Source organism: Streptomyces sp. NPDC052107, assembly GCF_040680215.1.
Taxonomy (GTDB): domain Bacteria; phylum Actinomycetota; class Actinomycetes; order Streptomycetales; family Streptomycetaceae; genus Streptomyces.
The window spans coordinates 36,722-58,892 of record NZ_JBFAWG010000040.1; the positions used below are offsets into that span (position 1 = coordinate 36,722).

Annotated in this window: 14 protein-coding genes and 1 pseudogene; 10 read left to right on the top strand and 5 right to left on the bottom strand. The window is 73.6% G+C overall.

Annotation, left to right across the window (positions count from 1 at the left end; genetic code table 11):
• The first annotated feature begins 194 nt into the window (after positions 1–194).
• A complete protein-coding gene (locus AB0M27_RS30820) occupies positions 195–5,057 on the top strand; it encodes a DNA repair ATPase (protein ID WP_365726419.1) in 4,863 nt (1,620 codons plus the stop codon).
• 27 nt (positions 5,058–5,084) lie between these two features.
• On the opposite strand, the gene AB0M27_RS30825 is transcribed toward AB0M27_RS30820, so the two are convergent.
• A complete protein-coding gene (locus tag AB0M27_RS30825) occupies positions 5,085–5,567 on the bottom strand; it encodes a hypothetical protein (RefSeq protein ID WP_365726421.1) in 483 nt (160 codons plus the stop codon).
• An 89-nt stretch (positions 5,568–5,656) separates the two neighbouring features.
• Positions 5,657–6,490, bottom strand: coding sequence for a hypothetical protein (locus AB0M27_RS30830; protein ID WP_365726423.1), 834 nt, complete (start codon positions 6,488–6,490; stop codon positions 5,657–5,659).
• 189 nt (positions 6,491–6,679) lie between these two features.
• Here AB0M27_RS30830 and AB0M27_RS30835 point away from each other — a divergent pair, with 189 nt between their 5' ends.
• Positions 6,680–7,453, top strand: coding sequence for a VOC family protein (locus AB0M27_RS30835; protein WP_365726425.1), 774 nt, complete (start codon positions 6,680–6,682; stop codon positions 7,451–7,453).
• A 118-nt stretch (positions 7,454–7,571) separates the two neighbouring features.
• On the opposite strand, the gene AB0M27_RS30840 is transcribed toward AB0M27_RS30835, so the two are convergent.
• Entirely contained in the window at positions 7,572–8,111 is a 540-nt protein-coding gene (locus tag AB0M27_RS30840) for a DUF2269 domain-containing protein (RefSeq protein ID WP_365726426.1), read from the bottom strand.
• A gap of 239 nt (positions 8,112–8,350) precedes the next feature.
• On the opposite strand from AB0M27_RS30840, the pseudogene AB0M27_RS30845 reads away from it, so the two are divergent.
• The 4 genes and pseudogenes from AB0M27_RS30845 (at position 8,351) to AB0M27_RS30860 (ending at position 13,872) form a co-directional block, all read left to right on the top strand.
• Positions 8,351–9,106 (top strand): annotated as a pseudogene (locus tag AB0M27_RS30845) (GntR family transcriptional regulator).
• 332 nt (positions 9,107–9,438) lie between these two features.
• Positions 9,439–11,496, top strand: a complete 2,058-nt coding sequence (locus AB0M27_RS30850; RefSeq protein WP_365726428.1) for a cell wall-binding repeat-containing protein — start codon at positions 9,439–9,441, stop codon at positions 11,494–11,496.
• Positions 11,497–11,614: 118 nt separating this feature from the next.
• On the top strand, positions 11,615–12,559 hold the full coding sequence (locus AB0M27_RS30855) for an RNA polymerase sigma-70 factor (RefSeq protein WP_365726429.1): 945 nt from the start codon (positions 11,615–11,617) through the stop codon (positions 12,557–12,559).
• 116 nt (positions 12,560–12,675) lie between these two features.
• A complete protein-coding gene (locus AB0M27_RS30860; protein ID WP_365726431.1) occupies positions 12,676–13,872 on the top strand; it encodes an FAD-dependent oxidoreductase in 1,197 nt (398 codons plus the stop codon).
• 176 nt (positions 13,873–14,048) lie between these two features.
• Here AB0M27_RS30860 and AB0M27_RS30865 read toward each other — a convergent pair whose 3' ends face one another.
• On the bottom strand, positions 14,049–14,849 hold the full coding sequence (locus tag AB0M27_RS30865) for a hypothetical protein (protein WP_365726434.1): 801 nt from the start codon (positions 14,847–14,849) through the stop codon (positions 14,049–14,051).
• 115 nt (positions 14,850–14,964) lie between these two features.
• Complete coding sequence (locus AB0M27_RS30870; protein WP_365726435.1) at positions 14,965–15,597, bottom strand: sigma-70 family RNA polymerase sigma factor; 633 nt, start codon at positions 15,595–15,597, stop codon at positions 14,965–14,967.
• A gap of 463 nt (positions 15,598–16,060) precedes the next feature.
• On the opposite strand from AB0M27_RS30870, the gene AB0M27_RS30875 reads away from it, so the two are divergent.
• From AB0M27_RS30875 to AB0M27_RS30890, 4 genes are all read left to right on the top strand, one after another.
• The gene (locus AB0M27_RS30875; protein ID WP_365726437.1) at positions 16,061–16,576 is read left to right on the top strand and encodes a DUF1877 family protein; all 516 of its coding nucleotides are present in this window, start codon (positions 16,061–16,063) and stop codon (positions 16,574–16,576) included.
• 70 nt (positions 16,577–16,646) lie between these two features.
• A complete protein-coding gene (locus AB0M27_RS30880; RefSeq protein ID WP_365726438.1) occupies positions 16,647–17,441 on the top strand; it encodes a hypothetical protein in 795 nt (264 codons plus the stop codon).
• Between the two features lie 13 nt (positions 17,442–17,454).
• Positions 17,455–19,893, top strand: coding sequence for a bifunctional polysaccharide deacetylase/glycosyltransferase family 2 protein (locus tag AB0M27_RS30885; RefSeq protein ID WP_365726440.1), 2,439 nt, complete (start codon positions 17,455–17,457; stop codon positions 19,891–19,893).
• Between the two features lie 20 nt (positions 19,894–19,913).
• Positions 19,914–22,169, top strand: coding sequence for a transglycosylase domain-containing protein (locus tag AB0M27_RS30890; RefSeq protein ID WP_365726441.1), 2,256 nt, complete (start codon positions 19,914–19,916; stop codon positions 22,167–22,169).
• Positions 22,170–22,171 lie beyond the last annotated feature (2 nt).

The following is a 22,171-nucleotide window of genomic DNA, read 5'->3' on the forward strand; positions in this document are numbered from 1 at the left end:
TGGAGGCCCCCCAGGCCCTTACGGCACTGGGGGAGGCACGACTGCCCGCAGCGGCGGCGCCCTGAAGCCGACGGCGCCGCAGTTCCCCAAGGGGCGCGGGGAACTGCGCGACCAGCCACCACGCACCCGCACCCGGCAGACGACCCGCAGCCCCGAGCCAGTAGCCGCACAGCCCACGAAGGGAAGCACACGCCATGGCCACCGCTGAGGCGCCGCAGGTGGATGCCGGCACCTACGAGGTGCTCCGTGACCGGCTGGCCGCGCACGCCGCAGAGCTTGCCCGGCGGGCCGAGGACCTCAACGCCCGCCGGGCCGAGGAGTTCGGCTCGGCGCGGCTCGGCCTCGCGGCCACCGCTCGCCTCCGCACCGGGCACCCCCGCGTCCCGAGCGACATCGTGGCCGTAGGGGACACCCTGCTCTTCGGCGGAACCGGCGGAACCGGCGGAACCGGCGGAACCGGCGGAACCGGCGGAACCGGCGGAGGCGAGGGAACCGGCGGAATCACGGACGTACTCGCGCTGTACGGCCGCGACGGCGAGCGCCTGCCCCACGACACGGTCCCCGGACTCCTCGACGACCCGGCGTTCGTACGGGAGTTCACCGCACTGCACCGGTACTACCGGCAGGCCCGGCTGCTGCGGCTGCGCCGGGTCGACGGCCGGCTGCTGGCGGTGTTCCGCACCGGTGAGAAGGCCGAGGACGTCCGCGTGCTGCGCTGGAGCCTCGCCGAGGACGGCCGCGTGGCGTTCCTGGACGCGCGCGGCGACCGCGACGACGTCTTCCCGCCGGCCCAGGACGTGACCTGGACGGAGACCACCCGCGAGGACCACGTCCTCGGCCGGGACCAGTACGTGGCCGTCCCCGGAGGGCTGGGGGTGAGCACTGTCGGCGGCTCCCTCACCGTACGCACCCCCGATGGGCAGGAGCTGTACGCCGAACCCGTGCAGGAGCCGTTGCAGGCACTCGCGGACGCGGCGGTCGGACATGCCCGGGTCGGTGCACTGGTGCTGCTGCGGGTGCGGCCGTACAAGGAGGAGGCCGACCGGTACCTCGTGTTCGACACGCTGAGCCGGACGGTGGTGCGGCTCGACGGCATCGGGCAGGCGTGCCGGCGGCTGCCCGAGGAGCAGGGGATCGTCTTCCCCGGCGGGTACTGCCTGGCGGGCGGGACCCACAAGACGTACGAACTCGACGTGAGCGGGCTGGAGTTCGAGCGTGAGGTCCGGGCGCCGAACGGCGAGGACGTGCTGTACGCCTTCCGGTCCCGGACAGAGGGGCGCACGCTGCTGCTGTCGTACAACACCCTGCGCAAGGAGGTCGCGAACCCGCTGCCGTGCCGGGGCTGGGCGCTGTTCGGGGACGGCGCGCTCGCCGTGCTGCGCGACGGCGGCGAGGAGCCCGCGCACACCCACCCGGTGCATTGGTGGACCTCGCCGTACGTCTCCGACACGCACGCGGCCGCGCTGCGCACCGGCACCGGCGCGTTCGCCCGGGTCGGCAACGCGGACCTCGTGCGCGGGCTCGCCGACTGTCTGTCCGTGGCCCGGCTGGTCACCGACGGCATCGAGACGAGCGAGGGCTACCGGGCGCTGGTGGCGGCCTGCGTGCGGGCCGCCGACACCCATCACTGGCTCGCCGAGCCTGAACTGGGTGGGTTGTCCGGTCCTTTGGGGGACGTCCGCACGGCCGCCGAGCAGGTGCTGGGCGAGTTCGAGACCGTACGGGAGCTGACCCGGCACGCCGCTGACGTCCTCGACGAGGCCGACGCGCGGATCGCCGCCGTGGTGCGCCGGCTGCGCGGCGAGGCACCGCGCGAGGCCGCCGCCTGGGTACGCGGGCTGACCGAACTCCGGCATGCCCACGGCCACTTGCTGACCCTGCGGGAGCTGCGGTACGTCGATGCCGTCCGGCTGGAGGAGCTGGCGGCCGCCGCCGAGGACGACCTCGCCGCCTTCGGGCGGCGCGCGGTGCAGTTCCTGGCCCGGGAGGACGCCTTCGCGGGGCAGCGGGCGGAGGTCGAGCGGCTGGTCCGGGAGGCGGCGGCCGTCGAGACCGTGGCCCAGGGCGCGCCCGTCGCCGCCCGGCTCGACGAGCTCGCCGACGGGCTGCGCACGGTCACCGAGGTCGTGACCGGCCTCGACATCGCCGACGCCACCGTCCGTACGGCCGTCCTGGAGCGGATCGCCGAGGTGCTGGGCGGCGTCAACCGGGCCCGGGCGACCCTGGACGCCCGCCGCCGCAACCTCCAGGACCGCGAGGGGCGGGCCGAGTTCGGGGCCGAGACCGCGCTGCTCGCCCAGGCCGTCACCGCCGCGCTCGCCGCGTCCGGCACGCCGGAGGAATGCGACGACCAACTCGCCTCCGTACTGGCCCGGTTGGAGGACCTGGACGGCCGGTTCGCCGAGTTCGACGACTTCCTCGCGGAACTCGCCGACCGGCGCGCCGAGATCTACGAGGCGTTCGCCGCCCGCAAGCAGTCCCTCGCCGACGCCCGCGCCCGCCGCGCCGAGCAGCTCGCGCTCTCGGCGGGGCGCATGCTGGAGTCGGTCGCCCGCCGGGCCGCCACGTTGCCCGATGCCGACACGGTCACCACGTACTTCGCCTCCGACCCACTGGTCGCCAAGGTCCGCCGTACCGCCGACGAGCTGCGCGCCCTCGGCGACGGCGTGCGTGCCGAGGAGCTCGACGGCCGCCTGAAGTCCGCCCGCCAGGAGGCCGCCCGCGCCCTGCGCGATCGCGCCGACCTGTACGCCGAGGACGGCCGCACCCTGCTGCTCGGCGGCCACCGCTTCGCCGTCAACACCCAGCCGCTCGACCTCACCCTCGTCCCGCACGGCGACACCCTCGCCTTCGCGGTCACCGGCACCGATTACCGCGCCCCGGTCACCGACCCGGACTTCGCCGCGTACCGCCCCTACTGGGACCGCCACCTGCCCTCCGAGTCCCCCGAGGTCTACCGCGCCGAGCACCTCGCCGCCCGCCTGCTCGCCGAGCACGGTCCGGCCGTCCTCGCCGCCGCCGACGATCTGCCGGGCCTGGTCCGCCGGGCGGCACAGGAGTCGTACGACGAGGGCTACGAGCGCGGTGTCCACGACCACGACGCGACGGTCGTCCTCACCGCCCTGCTGCCGCTGTACGAGGGAGCCGGCACCCTGCGCCACGAGCCCGCCGCCCGCGCCGCCGCCCAGCTGTTCTGGGCGCACGGCACGACGGAGGAGGCCCGGACCGCCTGGTTCCGGCGGGCGGTGTCGCTGGCCCGCGCCCGGGACGCCTTCGGTGCCGTACCGGCCATCGGGGAGCTGCAGCGCGAGCTGGCGACGGCGGTCGAGGCCTGGGACGCCTCGGTGGCGGGCGGGCCGGCCGCCGTGTACCTCTTCGAGGAGCTGACCGGCGGCCCGGAGGGGTTCGTCCTGGGCGGCACGGCGCGCACCCTGCTGGAGAAGTTCCGGCACGCGGACGGGAGTTATCGCACGGATTTGGAGGGGCTGACCGATCTGGCCGCGCGCCGGCAGGTGGTGCACGCCTGGCTCGCCGCGTACGCCGCCGCCACCGGCACCGAGGCCGGGCCCGGCGAGCTGGCCGAGGCGGTCGCCGCCGAGCTCTGCCCCGGCCTGCCGCGCTACGACGGCGACGCCCCACTGACGGCGACCGCCGAGGGCCTGCTGGGCACGCATCCGCGCGTGGCCGACGGCCGACTGCACCTCCGGCTGGACGAGTTCCTGGCCAGGACGACCCGGTTCGCGGCCGACGAGGTGCCCGCCTTCCGCGCCTACCAGCGCCGCCGTACGGCCCTGGTGTCCGCGGAGCGCGACCGGCTCCGCCTGGACGACCACCGTCCCCGGGTGATGTCGGCGTTCGTCCGGGGCCGCCTCGTCGACGAGGTGTACCTGCCCCTGATCGGCGACAGCCTGGCCCGGCAGCTGGGCACCACCGGCGAGTCCAGGCGCACCGACACCGGCGGTCTGCTTCTTCTGATCTCCCCGCCCGGCTACGGCAAGACGACGCTCATGGAGTACGTCGCCGACCGGCTGGGCCTGATGCTGGTCAAGGTCAGCGGCCCGGCGCTCGGCCACACCGTCACCTCGCTGGACCCGGCCGACGCCCCGAACGCCACCGCCCGCCGTGAGATCGAGAAGATCAATTTCGCGCTGGCGGCCGGCAACAACACGCTCCTGTACGTGGACGACATCCAGCACACCTCGCCCGAACTGCTGCAGAAGTTCATCCCGCTGTGCGACGCCACTCGGCGGGTGGACGGCGTGTGGGACGGCGAGCCACGCGCCTACGACCTGCGCGGCAAGCGCTTCGCGGTCTGCATGGCCGGCAATCCCTACACCGAGTCCGGCGAGCGCTTCCGCATCCCCGACATGCTCGCCAACCGCGCCGACGTGTGGAACCTCGGCGACGTCCTCACCGGCAAGGAGGACGTCTTCGCGCTCAGCTTCGTCGAGAACTCCCTCACCGCCAACCCGGTGCTGGCCCCGCTCGCCGCCCGCGACCGCGCCGACCTGGACCTCCTGGTCCGGCTGGCCGGCGCCGACCCGACGGTACGCGCCGACCGCCTGAGCCGGCCGATGCCGCCGGCCGAACTGGACGCCGCCGTGGCCGTGCTGCGGCATGTGATGGCGGTCCGCGCGACCGTGCTGAAGGTGAACGAGGCCTACATCGCCTCCGCCGCCCAGTCGGAAGACGCCCGCACGGAACCTCCGTTCCGCCTCCAGGGCTCGTACCGCGACATGAACCGGATCGCGCAGCGCCTGCGCCCGGTCATGAACGACGCCGAACGCGAGGCCGTCGTCGACGACCACTACACGGCCGAGGCCCAGACCCTCACCACGGGCGCCGAGGCCAACCTGCTGAAACTCGCCGAACTGCGCGGCACGCTGAGCCCGGAGCGGGCCGCCCGCTGGACCGAGGTGAAGACCGCCCACGTCCGCGCCCGCACCCTGGGCGGGCCCGAGGAGGATCCCGTGAGCCGGGCGGTGGCCGCGCTGGGACTGCTCGCGGACCGGATCGCGGCGGTGGAGTCGGCCATCGAGCGGGCGCGGGAGCGGTGAGGGGGAGCGGGTGCGGCTGCGGTGCCGTCAGCAGCCCGGGTTCGGGAACACCGGGACGAACTGCACGCGCGCGTGGTCGTCGGCGTCCAGGACACGGCCGTAGTCGAGACGGTCCACGCGGTACCAGACGTCGTCCCGCTTGCGGTTGCCGTTCACGTCGTCCAGCCGGACGCACCACCGCTCCGGGCGCACTTCCTTGCGGTACGTCTCGGTGCCGCTGCGCACCTTGTGGCAGCCCTGGTAGCGCTCGGTGGTGTACCAGGTGCGGGTGTGGCGATGGCTGCCGGAGCCGGAGCGGGAGGAGTGCCGGACCTGGTGGGTGCCTGTCGTACACCGCTTGACCATGTGCGGCCGGGTGGCCTGAGTGGTCTTCCTGGTGACGTGGCGGAGCGTGTCCTTGAGACCGTGGACGGGGTCCGGGTCGTCCCCGCCGTGGCCGCCCCCGCACGCGGCGAGCGCGGCCAGCAGGACGGCCGTCACACCGGCCGCGCGCACTCGCCTGACGGACATCGTGCCGAACATGTGTCTCCCCCCGCCGCCGGACGCGTAGCGTAGCCGATCGACGGGGGCGCCCTGCCGGGCGTGCCGCGTTGTGCCCGTCAGCCGAGGCAGACCAGGACCAGGCAGAGCTGGTCGTGCGAGGTCGAACCCGTGGCAGGGGTGGTCGAGGTGCCGCCGCTCGTGCCGCTGCCCGTGCCGGTGGAGGGCGTCGGCTGTGCCGTCGTACCGGAGGAGCCCGCGTTCGTGCCCGTGCTCGTGCCGGAGGTCGACGGAGTGGTGCTGCGCGGCTGCGGGGCCGCCGGTGTGGCCTGCGAGGCCGGTGCGGCCTGGTGCGGGGCGACCGTGGCGGTGTGCGGGTGGCCGGCGGTCTGGGCCGTGTGGGTGGCGGGGGCGAGGGAGTGCTGCTGCTGGGGGGCGTTCACGCCGGGTGTCGTCCGCGCCGAGGGTGTGGCGGGCGTGTGCCGGTGCGTGGCGGCGGGCGACGCGGGGGTGGACGGCGGGTCACTGGGCGCGGCCGGCGGCTCGTCGGTGAGGCTCATGCTCCGGTTGTCCGGTGCGGTGGCCGCCTGGGCGCGGTCGTTGTTGCCGCGGTCCAGCGAGGCGAGCGTCAGGCCGCCGCCGACGAGCGCGACTGCGGTCGCCACCGCGGCCCGGCGCTTGTTCTTCTTCCAGCGGGCCAGCTGCCGGCGGCGGGCGGCGCGTCCCCGACCGGCGGGCGGCGCGTCGGTGACGTCGGCGGGCGGTGTGCCCTCGGCGTCGGCGGGCGGTACCGCGGCAGGCTCCTTGGCGCCGAACCAGTCGTCGGCGGCGGGCCGAACGGCTGTGACGGCGGCGGTGGAGCGGGGTGGGGCTATGTCCGGGGCGTAGGCACCGCACCCCGGGCAGACCAGGGCGCCGTTGAGGTGCCGGCGGCACGAGGAGCAGTAGTCCATCTGTGGTCTTCCTGAGTCCAATGGGGAGCGGGCGACCGTCACGGTAACGAGCCTTTCGAAAGGCTGTGTGCAGCCCGTGTGGCACTCCTGCGCAGATTCGCGGGGCCTTTTCCCGTGTCCCGGCCCGATCCGGGCCGCTCGCGTCGGCATAGTGGCGGGCGTTTCCGCACCGGACGCAGGAGGAGACGCATGCTCGGCACAGAGTTCCGTACCGGCTCGCCCATCTGGATCGACCTCGGCAGCCCCGACACACAGGCGGCCGTCGCCTTCTACACCGCCGTCCTCGGCTGGGAGTTCGCCTCCGCGGGCCCGGAAGGCGGCGGCTACGGCTTCTTCCAGAAGAACGGCGGCACGGTGGCCGGCCTCGGCCCGCTGACCGAACGGGGGGCCAGATCCGCCTGGATGACGTACTTCCGCACCGACGACGCCCAGGACACCGCCCGGGCCGTGACCGACGCCGGCGGCTCGGTGCGCGCCGAGCCGATGAGCATGGGCGAGACCACCTTCGCCCAGTTCACCGACCCGCAGGGCGCGCAGTTCGCGGTGCTGCAGAAGGGGCAGGGTCTGCAGCGGGCGTCGGAGGACGGCGCGCTGGTGTGGGTGGAGCTGCACGTCGGCGACCCACAGGCGGCCATCGGCTTCTACCGCGCCCTGTTCGGCTGGCGGTCGCAGGAGATGCAGGCGCCGGGCATGACGTACCAGGTGCTCAGCATCGGGGAGGGCGACCAGCAGGAGGGTTCCTTCGGCGGTGTGGCCCCGACGCGGGACGACTCGGAGGGCGCGCGCTGGGTGCCGTACTTCGCCGTGACCGACGCGGACGCGATCGTCACCTCGGTCGGCGCCAACGGCGGCTCGGTGCTGATGCCGGCGGCGAACGTCCCCGGCGTCGGCCGCATCGCCTGGCTGGCCGACCCGGCGCAGGCGGTCTTCGCCGTCCTCAGGCCGGACCCGCGCCAGACCTGAAACGGAAAGGGAGCCCGGGTCGCGCCGGCCACCGGGCCGCGGGGTCGGGCTCCCCCGGCGGTGTCAGGCGGAGGCCGGCGACAGAGCCAACGCCGTTGGTCCCCTTGGCCTTTCCCGCTCATCCCCCGGCGCGAGGGAGCCCCTCCCGCACTGGCGCGGTGATCCGCCGGCCCCACGGCTTGAACACGGACAGCACGACGTTCGCGAGATACAGCAGCAGCGCGACGGCCGGCACGATCACCGTGTTGTAGCGGATGAACCCCAGATGCATGTCCGCGATCGGACCGGTCGGATGCCGTTGCACCGCGTGTACCGCGTCGTGCAGCCGGGCGGTGAGGGCGAAGATCGAGGCCACTGTGGCCGCGAGGGTCAGCCAGAACTTGGTGGCGACCCAGTAGTAGCGGAACAGGCCCCAGGGCGTGCCGAGGCTCAGCACCACCCCGCTGAGCAGGGTGAGCAGGCTCAGCGGGACGATCAGCGCGTCGCCCAGCATCCCCATGGCCCGGTACGCGGTCCGCAGTGTGTCCGCGTCGTCGGTCGCCAGTGCCGTGGCCCCGAGGGTGAGCAGGCAGAGCATCAGCGTCAGCCAGCCGACCGAGGCGACCATGTGCACGACGACCCAGCTCTTACGGGCCCTCGGTGTCAGTCGACGGCTCACTTCGCTTCCTCCAGGTCGGGGGCCGGGCGCCCGACCAGCGTCTTCCGCCGGCCGGCCCGCCGCGTCCGCCGACGGAAGTAACGTCCGCTGCGCCGAGCCGAGTACACCCGTGGTCGCCCGGGCCGCCGCCGACCGGGGTGCGACGGACACCGAGCGCAGTGCTGAATCCAGTAACTCCGAGCCGGTGAAGCAGCGTGCGAACCCGCCCGGAACCACGTCACCGCACCGGAGGGTCGCCCATGCCCCGACAGGCGCCGTATCTCGCCGTCGCCGACGCCCCGCGCACACGGGTGCCGGCGGGGGAGTGGGAGACCGGGACGCGGCTGCCGTCCCGGGCGCGGCTCGCCGAGGGGTACGGCGTCGGGCGCAATGCCGTACAGCGGGCCGTGGACCGGCTGGTCATCGAGGGCCTGCTGGAAGGCCGCGCGGGCTCCGGTACCTATGTCCGCACGCCCCGCGAGCGCCTGCGGATGCTCCGCTCCCGGCATCGCGAGCACCGTGACGCCCGAGCCCTCGGCGGCACGCCGGAGCGGGGGCGGCCCGGTTCCTGGGACGCGCACAGCCTGGTGCGCGTCCCCGCCCCGAGGCCATCGCCGAGCGGCTCGCCATCAACACCGAGGACCTGTGCGTCAACACGCAGGACGAGTTCCTCGCCGACGGGCAGCCCGTCCAGCTCTCCGACTCCTGGGAGCCGATGGCCGCACGCGGGGAACGCCGGTCGTCCTGCCCGCGAGCGGGGACCGTTCGCGGGCAGGGGCGTTGTCACGCGGCTGCGCTCCATCGGCGTGGACGTCGAGACCGTCGTCGAGGTGTCGCGCCCGGCACGGGCCGGGCGGGCGGAGGCGCATCTGCTGGGGATCGGCGTCGGCGACCTGGTGCTCCGGATCGAGCGGACCATCCACGACACCGAGGGCCGCCCGGTGGAGACCGGCGACATCGTCATCCCGGACGTACGCCGGGACGTGGTCTACGAGTTCGCGGTGGACGTGCGGTGACCCGCGCACGGTCCGTCCCCCGGCCCGGCCGGCACGGCGCTGAGCTTCCTGCTGGCCTTCCTCTCGCCGTTGCGGGCCCTCGAATCCCCCCGCTCACCATCAAATAGTCGCCCCGCTCCTTTTGTTCACCCACTGTTCGAACTCACTTTCCGGTGCCCCCCGCGGCCCATCACATACGGTCCTGCTGCCGACGAGTGATCGCTGTCACCCGGAGCGCCGCGCAACACATACGCGCGCGCCGATGCCGCCCGGTCCGTGCACGAGTTCCCCCGGGACGCGCGGGGCCGAGACGCTCGCGGCGGACAAGCACGCACTCTTCAGGGGGCTTCGAGTTGAGATCTCGCACGCGCCGCCATTTCGCGGCGCTCACGTCGGCCGCCTCACTGGCGGCCGGCCTGCTCGGTGCGACGGCACCGGGCGCGCAGGCCGCGACGGATGACGTGACGGCCGGTCAGATCGGCCTGTACGGCGGTTCCACGGGGGTGGCGACCGTCAACGCCGACGGGACGGGACTGCGTTCCGTGCCCAACATCCCGAACTACGGTTACACCCCGAACTGGGCGCCGGACGGCAGCAAGGTCGTGGCCGGCTGGAGCCAGCTGGCCACCGGCCGGGTCACCGGCACCACCTCGCTCGTCACGCTGCCGTGGGCCACCAAGGTGCGCTCCAGCGCGTCGTACGAGGACCCCGCGTTCTGGCTGGACGGCCGGTACGTGGTGTTCAGCACGGGCGGCCAGCTCGCCTACGGGCCCTCGGACGGGTCCTGGGCGCCGGAGCCGCTGCTGACGGACACCCAGGAGCCTTCGACGGTCTGTGACGTCCACCCGACGGCGAGCCCGGCGGGCACGCTGGCCTTCGAACGGCGGCACAACTACGGCTGCTACGACAGCCAGGGCATCTGGACGTACAACCCGTCCACCGAGGCGTTGAAGAACATCATCGCCTCGGGTTCCTCGCCGGTGTTCTCGGCGGACGGCACCAAGCTGGTCTTCACGCGCGAAGTGGACGGCTGGACCCAGCTGTTCACGGCGAACGCCGACGGCAGCGACGTCAAGCAGGTCACCAGCGACGCCTCCGACCACCTGTCCCCGACCTGGGACCCGGCCGGCGGACGGATCGCCTACGAGGCGCACAGCTCGCACGCCGGCTGGTCCGACGACGTGCAGACGGTGCGCATCCTCGACCTGGCGAGCGGTACGACGACCGAGGTCACCGGCGCGGGCAAGGGCGCCAAGCCGGCCTGGCAGCCGCTGCGGAAGAACACCCTGGTCCGGGTCTACGGCACCGGCACCACCGGCATCGACGCCGCCGCCTCCCGGTGGACGTTCGACACCGTGGGCGGAACGCACATACCGGGCCTGATCACGGCCAAGTCCGCGGTGCTGGTCAACAAGGGCAACGCCACCTACTCGGCCCCGGCGATCGCGCTGGCCGCCGAGAAGCAGGCCCCGGTCCTGATGACCTCCGGCAGCGGACTGGACTCCGCCGCCGCCCAGGAACTCAAGCGCTCGCTTCCCAAGGGCAGCACCGTCTACCTCAACGGCAGCACGCGCATTCTCGGTTCCAAGGTGGCGAGCCAGGTCCAGGCGCTCGGCTACAAGCCGCTGCGTCTCGACGCCCCCGACCTGTCCTCGCTGTCGGCCCGGGTCGCCAAGCAGATCAGCGCGACCCCGAGCTGGATCTTCGTCGCCGACGGCAACGACTACCACGACCCGATCGCCGCCTCCACGGCCGCCGGCGCGCTGGGCTACCACGGCACCGGCGTGGTCCTGCTGACGAACGGCAAGACGGTCCCCACCTCGGTGAAGAACTACCTGAACGCCCTGAACCCGACGACCACGAACATGGTCACGGTCGGCTACAACGCCACCCAGGCGATGGAGCACGTGACGCTGAACAAGTCGTGGAGCTTCTGGACGATCGGCGGCAAGACCCATGAGGACGTCGCCGCCAACCTGGCCCGCTTCTGGTGGACCGCACCGACGCAGGCCGTCGTAGAGGACACCTGGACCTGGCAGAACGCGGTCGCGGGCGGCGCCGCCACGGCCACGTACGGCCCGATGCTCTGGTCGGCCGAGTCCACGCTCTCGGCACCGGCCTCGTACTACCTGGGCCAGGAGGCCGCCAGCATCTGGGTGGTGCAGACCTTCGGCGGCAACACGTCGTACCCGACGGCCAACCGCACCGCCATCGCCTCGGCGATCGCAGCGAGCAGCGCCTGGACGACCACCCAATGGGCGGCGAACGGCGACCTGCCCGCGACGGCCACGGCGCGGTCCACGTTCTCTTCGACACCGTCCGCCGCCGCCGGCGCCCGGCCGGTGCCCGACCCCACCGTGGTCCCCGACAGGCAGCACCTGCCCGCACGCGACGCGCACACCGCCCGCTAGCCGGCGAGACGGTTCGCGGTCCGCAACCCCCGGGTCGTCCCTGACCCGGGGGTTGCGCAGGGATCCGGCGGCCGTAATGCGGCGGCCCTCCCGCGGCGCGCGGGCTAGGATCCCGGGCATGGCCCTGACCATGAGCGACGTGGACCGGTTCGAGGCGTCCAGGCCCCGGCTGGAGGCCATCGCCTACCGGCTGCTGGGCTCCGCGAGCGAGGCCGAGGACGCCGTGCAGGAGACGTTTCTGCGCTGGCAGGCCGCCGACGTCGGGCGGGTCGAGGTCCCCGAGGCCTGGCTGACGAAGGTGCTCACCAACCTGTGCCTCAACCAGCTGGCCTCGGCCCGCGCGCGGCGCGAGACCTATGTGGGCCAGTGGCTTCCCGAGCCGCTGCTCGCCGGGGACCCGATGCTCGGCCCGGCCGACACCGCCGAACAGCGCGAGTCGGTGTCGTACGCGGTCCTCGTCCTGCTGGAGCGGCTCTCCCCCAACGAGCGGGCTGTGTACGTGCTGCGGGAGGCCTTCGGCTATCCGCACCGGGAGATCGCCGAGATCCTCGACCTCACCGAGGCCGCCAGCCAGCAGATCTTCCACCGCGCCAGGAAGCACGTCGCCGAGGGCAGGGCCCGCGCCGAGATCGACCGGGCCGCCGCCCGGCGGATCGTCGAGGAGTTCCTCGCCGCCGCCACCAGCGGGAAGACCGAGCCGCTGGTACGGCTGCTCACCCAGGACGCCACCGCGATCGGTGACGGCGGCGGGAAGGTCCCGGCCCGCGCCAGGGCGTTCGAGGGCGCCCTCGCGGTCGCGAAGTTCATGCGCGGCCTGTTCAAACCCAGCGAGGCCAAGCGCCGCCTGGTCGGCGGCTCGTCCGAGGTGTACGTCACGACCGCCAACGGCGACCCCGCCCTGGTCGCGGTCGTCGACGGCCGGGTCATCGGCGTCATGTGCCTGGAGATCACCGGCGAGGGCATCGCCGCGTTCCGCAACCAGGTCAACCCCGACAAGCTGGAGCGCGTGAACCGGCGGTGGGCCGCCGCCGATCACGGCGAACCCCTGCTCAGCATCTTCTGATTCGAATGTGAGTTGGTTCACACCCGACTCCTGTCAGGGATCGGCGGGCCGCCCGGTTCAAGGGGCGAATCCGCTGAAGGCAGCGGCTGAAGTCAGCAGCAGACAGGAGCCGGGAAATGCAGCACCGCATCATCGTCCTCGGAGCGGGATACACCGGAGCCGTCGCCGCCGGGCGCCTCGCCAGGCGGCTGCGCCCCGAAGACGTCGCCATCACCCTCGTCAACGCCGAGACCGACTTCGTGGAACGCGTCCGGATGCACCAGCTCGCGGTCGGCCAGTCCCTCAAGCCCCGGCCCTTCGCCGAGATGTTCGCGGGCACCGGCGTCGAACTGAAGCTCGCGCGGGTCGCCGGTGTCGACGCCGACCGCAGGACCGTCGCCGTCACCGGCGCGGACGGAGCCGAGGAACTGGCGTACGACACGCTCGTGTACGCCCTCGGCAGCGGCTGGAACGACCAGGGCGTCCCCGGCACCGCCGAGCACGCCGAGCAGATCGCGAGCCGCCCCGGAGCGCTCCGGCTGCGCGAACGGCTGGCCGCCCTGGACGCCGGACGGCCCGTGGTCGTGGTCGGCGGCGGCCTCACCGGCGTGGAGGCCGCGACCGAGATCGCCGAGGCCCGCCCGGACCTCGACGTCGCCCTCGTCGCCCGCGCCGGCCTCGGCGACTGGCTCTCCCCGAAGGGCGGCAGGCACCTGCGGAAGGTCTTCGGCAAGCTCGGCATCACCGCGCACGAGCACACCGCCGTCACCGCCGTCGAGGCCGGCCGTGTCACCACCGCCGACGGCACGTCCATCCCGGCCGCGGTCACCGTGTGGACCACCGGCTTCGCCGTACACCCGATCGCGCGGGCCACCACCCTGGAGGTCACCGGCACCGGCCAGATCGTGGTCGACCGGACTATGCGCTCGGTCTCGCACCCGGACGTGTACGCCATCGGCGACGCGGCCATGGCGATGGGCCCCGGCGACAAGCCGCTGCGGATGTCGTGCGCCTCGGGCGGCTTCACCGCGTGGCAGGCCGCCGACGCCATCGTGGCCCGACTGACCGGCGGGAAGCTCCCGAACGTGCCGATCCGCTACTTCAACCAGTGCATCTCGCTGGGCCGCAGGGAAGGCCTGATCCAGTACGTCACCGCCGACGACCGCGCCGTCCGGGCGGCCCTTACGGGACGGACCGCCGCCGTCTACAAGGAGCTGGTCTGCAAGGGCGCGGCGTGGAGCGTCGCCAACCCGATGTTCGGGATGCCGGCCCGGCGCCGCCGCGTCGTACCGGAGCCGGCCCGCGCGACCGCGCCGGCCACGGCCCAGGCCTGACTCCCCACCGCACCCGCCGCCACCCCCGTCTGCCTTTGGGGAACGCCTCCGGGGCCTGGGAACAGGCGCCTTCTGGCGGGGGCGCTGCGCCACACCCTGCGCAACGTGCCGACGGCCGCTGGACGCCCTCTTCGCGAGCCTGGCGCCCCGGGGCCGTCCGCACCGACGTGAACCGGCTAGTGCTTCCCGCCGCTCCGGCCGTCGCCCGCCTGGCCGTTCCCGGCCGTGTTGTCCGTGCCGCCGGAGTTGCCGCCGGACGCGGTGGTGCCGGATGTGCCGGTCCGGCCCCTCGTGCCGTTGTCCCCGGCGTTTTCGCCGGACTTGGCCGTGTCGGCCGGCTTGCCCGGCGTGGCGGTCGCCCGCCTCAGCTGCTCGGAGCAGTACGCGGCGACCTTGTCCTTGCCGCCGGCCGCCGTGACGAGCCGTCGCCATGCCGTCGCGTCGAGCGCCTTGCCCCGGCTCTCGACCTGCTCGTAGGCACGGCAGTGAGCCTCGGTGTCCTTGGCGGACGGCGGGCGGTCCGCCGGCCGGTTGCCGTCGGAGGGAGCCGACGACGCCGCACCGCCCGGACGCTCCGGGGCGAGAGCCGACGGGTGCGCGGTGCGCGGGCCGGCGTTGGTGCCGCCCGTCGACGAGCCGGCGGAACCGATGGCCGCGACGGCGACTCCACCCAGGGCGAGGCTGGCGAACACCGCGCCGAACGTCATCTTCAACGGGCGCCGGGCCCGCCGCTCCGCGGCCGGCCGCCAGTCGTCCCGCCGCCGGGTCCGTGCGCGGTGCACGGCCGTGGCGCGAGCGTCCCGGAACGCGGCCACGGCCCGCTGCTCGGCCCGGGGGTCGAGTTCGCCGGTGCGCAGGACGGCGGCCAGCGCCGTCTCCAGCGCGGCGGCCTCAGCCGTACCCGGCGCGCCGGACACGGCGCCGGGCCGCACACGTCGACGGCCCTTGACTCCGTCGCCGCTCAGCCGTTCACCCATGTCCGTTTTCCGTTCCCGTCGGTTCCTGTCCGGCCGTTTCGATTCCTTCGGTGCACCGGGTGGTGCGGTGCACCGGGCCCGGCACCTGTCCGTCGGCCGCTGTCGCAGGAGTCGTTCATGTCGACTCCCCCAGCGTTCGGGAGGCCTCATCCGTCACACCCGTCTCCGCCTCGCCGCCGATGCCGAGCTGGCGCGCGAGGCGTTTGAGGCCTCGGTGGGCCGCTGTGCGCACCGCTCCTGGGCGCTTGCCGAGGACGCGTGCGGCGGCGGGGCCGTCGAGGCCGACCACGACCCGCAGGAGCACGGCCTCGGCCTGGTCCCGGGGCAGCCCGCGGACCAGTTCCAGGGCCCGCTCGGTGGAGAGGGACTCCAGGGCCTGCTCATGGGTGCTGTGCGGGCCGGGCAGGTCCAGCACGTCCTGCTCGGTCCCGCCCGCCTGGGGCCGCACCCGCTGGCGGCGCAGATGGTCCAGCGCCCGGTGCCGGGCGATGGTCGCGGTCCAGCCGCGGAAACCGGCGCCGTCGCCCTTGAACCGCCCGAGGTCGCGGGCCACCTCCAGCCAGGCGTCGGCGGCCACGTCCTCGGCGTCGTCGCCGACGATGCCGTGCAGATACCCGAGCAGACCCGGCTGCACGAACCGGTAGGCGACCGCGAAGGCGGCCTCGTCGCCTTCCTGGGCCCGTGCGACCGCCGCGCCGAGTTCCCCGTCGTACGCCTGTACGCGCCGGGGTTGCCGTACCTGGCCCAAGATTGTCCTCGTTCGCGCCGGTTCACAGCGATTTCATGCCGTTCGTCGCGTTCCGGACGCATCGACGGCCCCACAGTGACCAGCGTCTGCGCCCACAGAAATGTCACAACGCACCAGGAGTCCCTCACACAGTCACCGCTCACCGGCGGTTCGTGGCCCGGTGACGTATGCCGCGGGCCGTGCGCTGGGGGAGTGCCGGGTGAGGGACCGCGCGGGCCCGGCCGCTCGCCCGCGCCGGTGCCGCAGCCCGCCCCGGACCCCTCTCCGTGTCGTCCGCGACTCCCCCCTTGGGCGGCACGGAGAGGGATGGGGCGGCCAGGGCCCAGACCACTGCACAGGGTCCCGGCCGCCCTGCGTGCCCCGCACCGGTCTCCTCGCGTGCCCCGCACCGGTTGCGGCCGGTCCGGCACCCGGTCCGGTACGGCAGCGTGATGCTTCGGTGCCCCCGCGCGCTCCTTGTGGCATGAGCGCGTACCTCCGTCTGCGAGCGGTGCCGCCGCCGGCACTGCGCAACAGCTCGACCTGGCTGGAACGGCTTTTCGAGGGCGACTCGGAGACCGTCCGCCGCTACCGGGACCAGGAGCGCATCTACGCCGGCGCTTCCCCGCACCCCCTTGCCCAGGACCGGCCCCAGACCCAGGTGGTGCTCGGGGGCCGGCCGGTGTTCCGCGTCGACCGGCACAGGCCACCGCTGCTGGTGCTGACGGCGGCCCAGACCCGCCGGGTGTCCGGGTTCCTGGCGATGGCCGACTTCGACGCCCTGTGGCGCTTCGCCCGGGACGCGCTGCTGCCGCGCTACGGCGGCGTGCGAGCGGAGCCCCAGACATGGAGCGCGTTCGCGGCGGCGCACCAGGAACTGACGGCGTTCTACACGCACACGGCCGAGCGCGGGGACGCGGTGGTGAAGTGGCTGCCCGAGGAGCCGAGGAGCCCGAGGAGCCCGAGGAGTGAGGAGCGGCTGCTGAGGACTGAGGTGTAACAGTTCCGGGCCGCCGCGCTCTGTCCATGCGGACGACCGTGTCGGTCGGCCAGGACAGGGGACACGACTCGTGCGGTGGACGGACGAAAGCGGCGGAACGTACGGCGAGGAGCCGTACGGCGGTGCCGGGTACGCGTATGCCCACGGTCACGAGGGCGGCGGCGCCTTCACCGACACGGCCACGCTGTCGTACGACGCCGCGCACCAGGCGCAGTGGCCGTACCCGCAGCCGACGGTCTGGGACGCCGCGTACGGTGACGTCCGCACCGTGCCGTCCCCGGGCCCGGAGACCGGCACACAGCCCATCCCTTTCGTGCAACCGGTCCCTTTCGTGCCGGAACCGGGCTGGTCGGAACCGAACCGGGGGACGGAACCGAACTGGGGGACGGAACCGGACCGGGACAGGGAGCCGGGCACATCGGCGAGCGAGCCGGAGCGGCCCGTCTTCGTGGACTCCTCGGGGCAACGCCAGCGCCGCGTGCTGCGCGCCGCCCGGCTGCTGATGATCCCCGCCGGCGGTTATGTCGCCCTGCTGGTCAGCACGCTGCTGGGCGGTCCGAGCGTCAGCGCCCCGTTCGTCCCGCAGCCGGACGCCACGCACCCGGCCAAGCCCGGCGTGAGCACCCCCGGCTCTCCTTCCGGCACCGGCCGCCCGGCGGGGGGTACGCACCCCGCCGCGGTGCACGCCGACCCCCGGCCCACAGCGCAGAAGACGTCCGGCCGGACGGCGGCGCCGACCGCCCCCGCGGCCACGGCCGGGCCCGCCGCGGCGCCCGCCGGGACCACTGCTCCGACCTCCACCTCGGCCCCCGCCCCGTCGTCGAAGGGCCGCGCCCTCGGCACGTCCCACAAGCCCGCCAAGTGATCCAGGGCCCGACGTGACCGACCGCCGACGCCGTACCGCCCCCACCCGCCGCAAGGCCCCTGTCCGCCGACGCGACCGCATCCGCCAGATCACGCCGCGCACCCACTGGCTCCTGCTGAGCATGCTCGCGGTGACCCTGTCGACGGCCCTCCTGCTGCAGGGCTACACCCACCACATGTTCGGGATCAGCCAGGACGACGTGGCCGGTGCCCGCGGCCACAGTGACGCGGTGCCCGGCCGGGTGACCCACGGCGGCCCGGTGATCGCGAACGCCGCCGGCTCCCCGCACACCGTCCAGGTCGAGGACCGCACCGTCGCCCTCACCTTCGACGACGGCCCCGACCCCGTCTGGACGCCGCGCATCCTCGACGTGCTGCGCCGCAACCACGTGCACGCGACCTTCTTCGTCGTCGGCACCGAGGTCGTCGACCACCCGGACCTGGTCCGCCGGATGGTCGCCGACGGCCACCAGATCGGCATCCACACCTTCACGCACCCCGACCTGGCCCGCCTCGCCCCGTGGCAGCGTTCCCTCGAACTGCGCGAGACACAGCTCGCGGTGGCCGGCGCGGCCGGGGTCACCACCGCACTGCTGAGGCCGCCGTACTCCTCGAAGAACGCCGCGCTGGACGACGCCGACTGGTCCGTCCTGAAGCAGGCCGACCAGGCGGGCTATGTCACGGTGCTCTCCACCCAGGACGCCGAGGACTGGCAGCGACCCGGCACCGCCCGCGTCCTCGCGAACGCGACCCCGCACGGCCACGCCGGGCAGATCCTGCTGATGCACGACGGCGGCGGTGACCGCTCCCAGACCGTCGCCGCCCTGAACACCCTGATCCCGCGGCTCAAGGCACAGGGCTTCCGGTTCGCGACGGTCGGCGCGGCGGTCGGCATGGCCGGCCCCGTCCAGCGCGCCGGCCTCGGCGACCACCTCCAGGGCATGGCCCTCATCGCGGTGCTGAAGGCCGGCGACTGGGCCGTATGGCTGCTGGGCGTGCTGATGTACGCGGCGGGAGTGATCAGCGTGCTGCGCGCGGCGGTCGTGCTCATCGCGGCCCGCCGGCACCGAAAGCTGCGGACGGGGCGCCGGGGCCGCTCCTGGGGGCCGCCGGTGACGGAACCGGTCAGCGTCATCGTCCCCGCGTACAACGAGAGCGCGGGGATCGAGGCGGCCGTGCGGTCCCTGGTCGCCTCGGACCACCCGGTGGAGGTCATCGTGGTGGACGACGGCTCCAGCGACGGCACCGCGGACCTGGTGGAGTCGCTCCGGCTGCCGAAGGTGCGGGTGATCCGGCAGGAGAACGCGGGCAAACCGGCCGCGCTCAACACCGGGCTCGCCGCGGCCTCCTGCGAGCTGGTGGTCATGGTCGACGGTGACACGGTCTTCGAACCCGACGCCGTCCGCACGATCGTGCAGCCCTTCGCCGATCCCCGGGTGGGTGCCGTCTCGGGCAACGCCAAGGTCGTCAACCGCGGTGGTCTGCTGGGTCGTTGGCAGCACATCGAGTACGTGGTCGGCTTCAACCTCGACCGCCGGCTGTTCGACCTCGCCGAGTGCATGCCGACCGTGCCGGGCGCGGTCGGCGCCTTCCGCCGCCGGGCCCTGCTGGACCTCGGCGGCGTCAGCGACGTCACCCTCGCCGAGGACACCGACCTCACCATGGCGCTGTGCCGCGACGGCTGGCGCGTGGTGTACGAGGAGGGCGCGGTGGCCTGGACCGAGGCACCCGCGTCCCTGAACGCCCTGTGGCGGCAGCGCTACCGCTGGTGCTACGGCACCCTGCAGGCGATGTGGAAGCACCGCGGCGCGCTGGTGCAGCGCGGCGCCGCCGGCAAACTGGGCCGCCGGGGCCTGGTCTACCTCTTCCTCTTCCAGGTCCTGCTGCCGCTGCTCGCCCCGGTCGTGGACATCTTCGCCCTGTACGGCCTGGTCTTCCTCGACCCGCTCCGGATCGCCGGCCTGTGGCTGGCCTTCCTGCTGCTGCAACTCGGCATGGGCCTGTACGCCTTCCGTCTGGACGGCGAACGCCCCGGCCCGCTGTGGAGCCTGCCGCTCCAGCAGTTCGTCTACCGGCAGCTGATGTACCTGGTGGTGATCCAGTCCGTCTTCACCGCAGTGTCCGGCTCTCGCCTGCGCTGGCAGCGCATGGAGCGCTACGGCAGCCTGCAGGCTCCGCCGGGCACGGACCTCCCGGGACCCTCCGGAGACGACCACACCACGGCGGAACCGTACGGGGGTGCCGCGCAGCCGGACCCGTACTGGGGTGCCGCGCAGCCGGACCCGTACGACCACACCACGGCGGACCCGTACGGGGGTGCCGCGCAGCCGGACCCGTACTGGGGTGCCGCGCAGCCGGAACCGTACGGGGGGCCTCCCCGGCCCGCGCCTGTGCCCGCGCCCCAGGCCGGCCACCGGCAGCCCGTCCCCCGCGACACCACCCAGTGGTACTGAGAGGAAAGTGATCCGAGCCCATGAGCGGAACCCGGCGCCGACCGCCGCAGCGCGGCAGCTCCGGCAGTCGTGCGGCGGTCGGCCGCGGCAGGCGGCGCCGTACCGACGTGCGGAAACGTTGGATCGACTATCCCAGAGCGGGCCGCACCGGCCCGCGCCGCTGGCTGCCGTCGTGGCGTCAGGTGCTGGCGTCGTTCCTGTTCTGCGTCGGCGGAGTGGCCGCGGCGGTCGGGTACGCCTACGCCACGATCACCATTCCGGACCCGAACCCCAAGGCGCTGCTCCAGAACAACGTCTACTACTGGTCCGACGGCAGCGTGCTGGCGACCGACGGCAGCGTCAACCGGGAGAACGTCACCCTGGCACAGGTCCCCGCCGACGTGCAGGGGGACTTCATCGCCGCCGAGAACGCCTCCTTCTACACCGACCCGGGCATCGACCCGCAGGGCATCGCGCGCGCCCTCGTGCACATGGCCGAGGGCGGCAACGTCCAGTCCGGTTCGACGATCACCCAGCAGTTCGTCAAGAACACCTACCTCGACCAGTCGCAGACGCTCTCCCGCAAGTTCAAGGAAGTGCTGATCTCCGCCAAGATCGGCGCGAGCATGAGCAAGCAGCGGATCCTCCAGGGCTACCTGAACACCTGCTACTTCGGCCGGCAGGCCAACGGCATCCAGGCCGCGGCCCGCGTGTATTACGGCCTCCCGGTCGAGAAGCTCACCGTGAGCCAGGGCGCGTTCCTCGCCGCCGCGGTCAACGAGCCGAGCCTCATCCAGTACGCGGACACCGACCCCACGGCCCGGGCCCGGGCGCAGGCCCGCTGGTCCTGGGTGCTCGACCGGATGGTCAAGACCGGCAAGCTGACGCAGCAGCAGCGCGCCCGCCTCGCGGCGGCCGGCTTCCCTGCGCCCAGAAAGTGGGCTCCCGGATCCGGGCTCACCGGCCAGACCGGCTATCTGGTCCAGCTGGCCCGGTCGTACGTCCAGGCACACGACCCCGGCATCACCGACAGCGGCCTGAGCCGGGGCGGGTACCAGATCCACACCACCTTCGACCGCAAGAGGACGGCGGAGCTGGCCAAGGCCGTGGCGAAGGTGCGCACGGAACGCCTCGACCCCGCCCACCGGACCGCCGACCGGAACGTCCAGGTCGGCGCCGCCTCGGTGGACCCGGCGACCGGCCGGATCCTGGCCGTCTACGGCGGCCCCGGCTACCAGCAGGCCCACTACTCGGACAACGCCGACACCTCCGGCGTCCCGGTGGGGTCCACGTTCAAACCCGTCGTCCTCGCCTCCGCGCTCCAGTACGGGGCCGTCCTGAAACCCGGCACGCCCCCGGCACCGATCACCCCGGGCAGCAAGTTCGACGGCGACGACGGCATCCAGATCAAGGACCAGCAGGGCAACTACGTCACCGACGACAAGGACCCCACCGGCCTCCTCCACCAGCACAACGACACCACGCACCGCTGGGGGTACATCTCCCTGCGCACGGCGATGGAACAGTCGGTCAACACGCCGTACGTGCAGCTGGGCGAGGACGTCGGCCACGACGACGTGGCCCGCACGGCGAAGACCATGGGCCTGCGCCCGCAGAGCCTCGCCGCGCCCAGCGCCGGCTTCTACATCGGCACCTCCACGCCGAGCGCCATCCGCATGGCGGGCGCCTACGCGACCTTCGCCGCCTCCGGGATGCAGGCCACCCCGTACTCGGTGGCCAGGGTGACCCACAACGGTTCCGTGCTGCCCGGCTTCACCGCCCCCGCCCCGGTACGGGCCCTGCCGGCGGCGGTCGCCGACAACGTGACCGACGTCCTCAGGGGCGTCATCGCCCGGGGCACCGGCACCAAGGCCCAGGCCCTCGGCCGTACGGCGGCGGGCAAGACCGGAACCACCGACGACTACCGCTCGGCCTGGTTCATCGGCTACACCCGCCAACTCGCCACGTCGGTCGTGCTGTTCAAGGAGGATCCGGCCCACCCGCAGCTGCAGTCCCTGGCCGGCGTCGGCGGCCTGCAGAAGGTGTTCGGCGGGGACATCCCAACCGAGATCTGGACCCGGTACATGCGCGACGCCCTGTCCGGCCTGCCCGACCTCCCGTTCCCCACCCCGGCGTCCCTGGGCCCCGGCAGCAACGAGCCCGGCGTCCCGTCGCCCAAGCCCACCCCGACCCACAGACACGCCGACGGGCCGGGCAAGCGGCCGACCGCCACAGCCGCCCCCAGGCCGGGCCGGTCACCGGCCCCCACCAAGTGCCGCCCGCACAAGTGTCATTGACG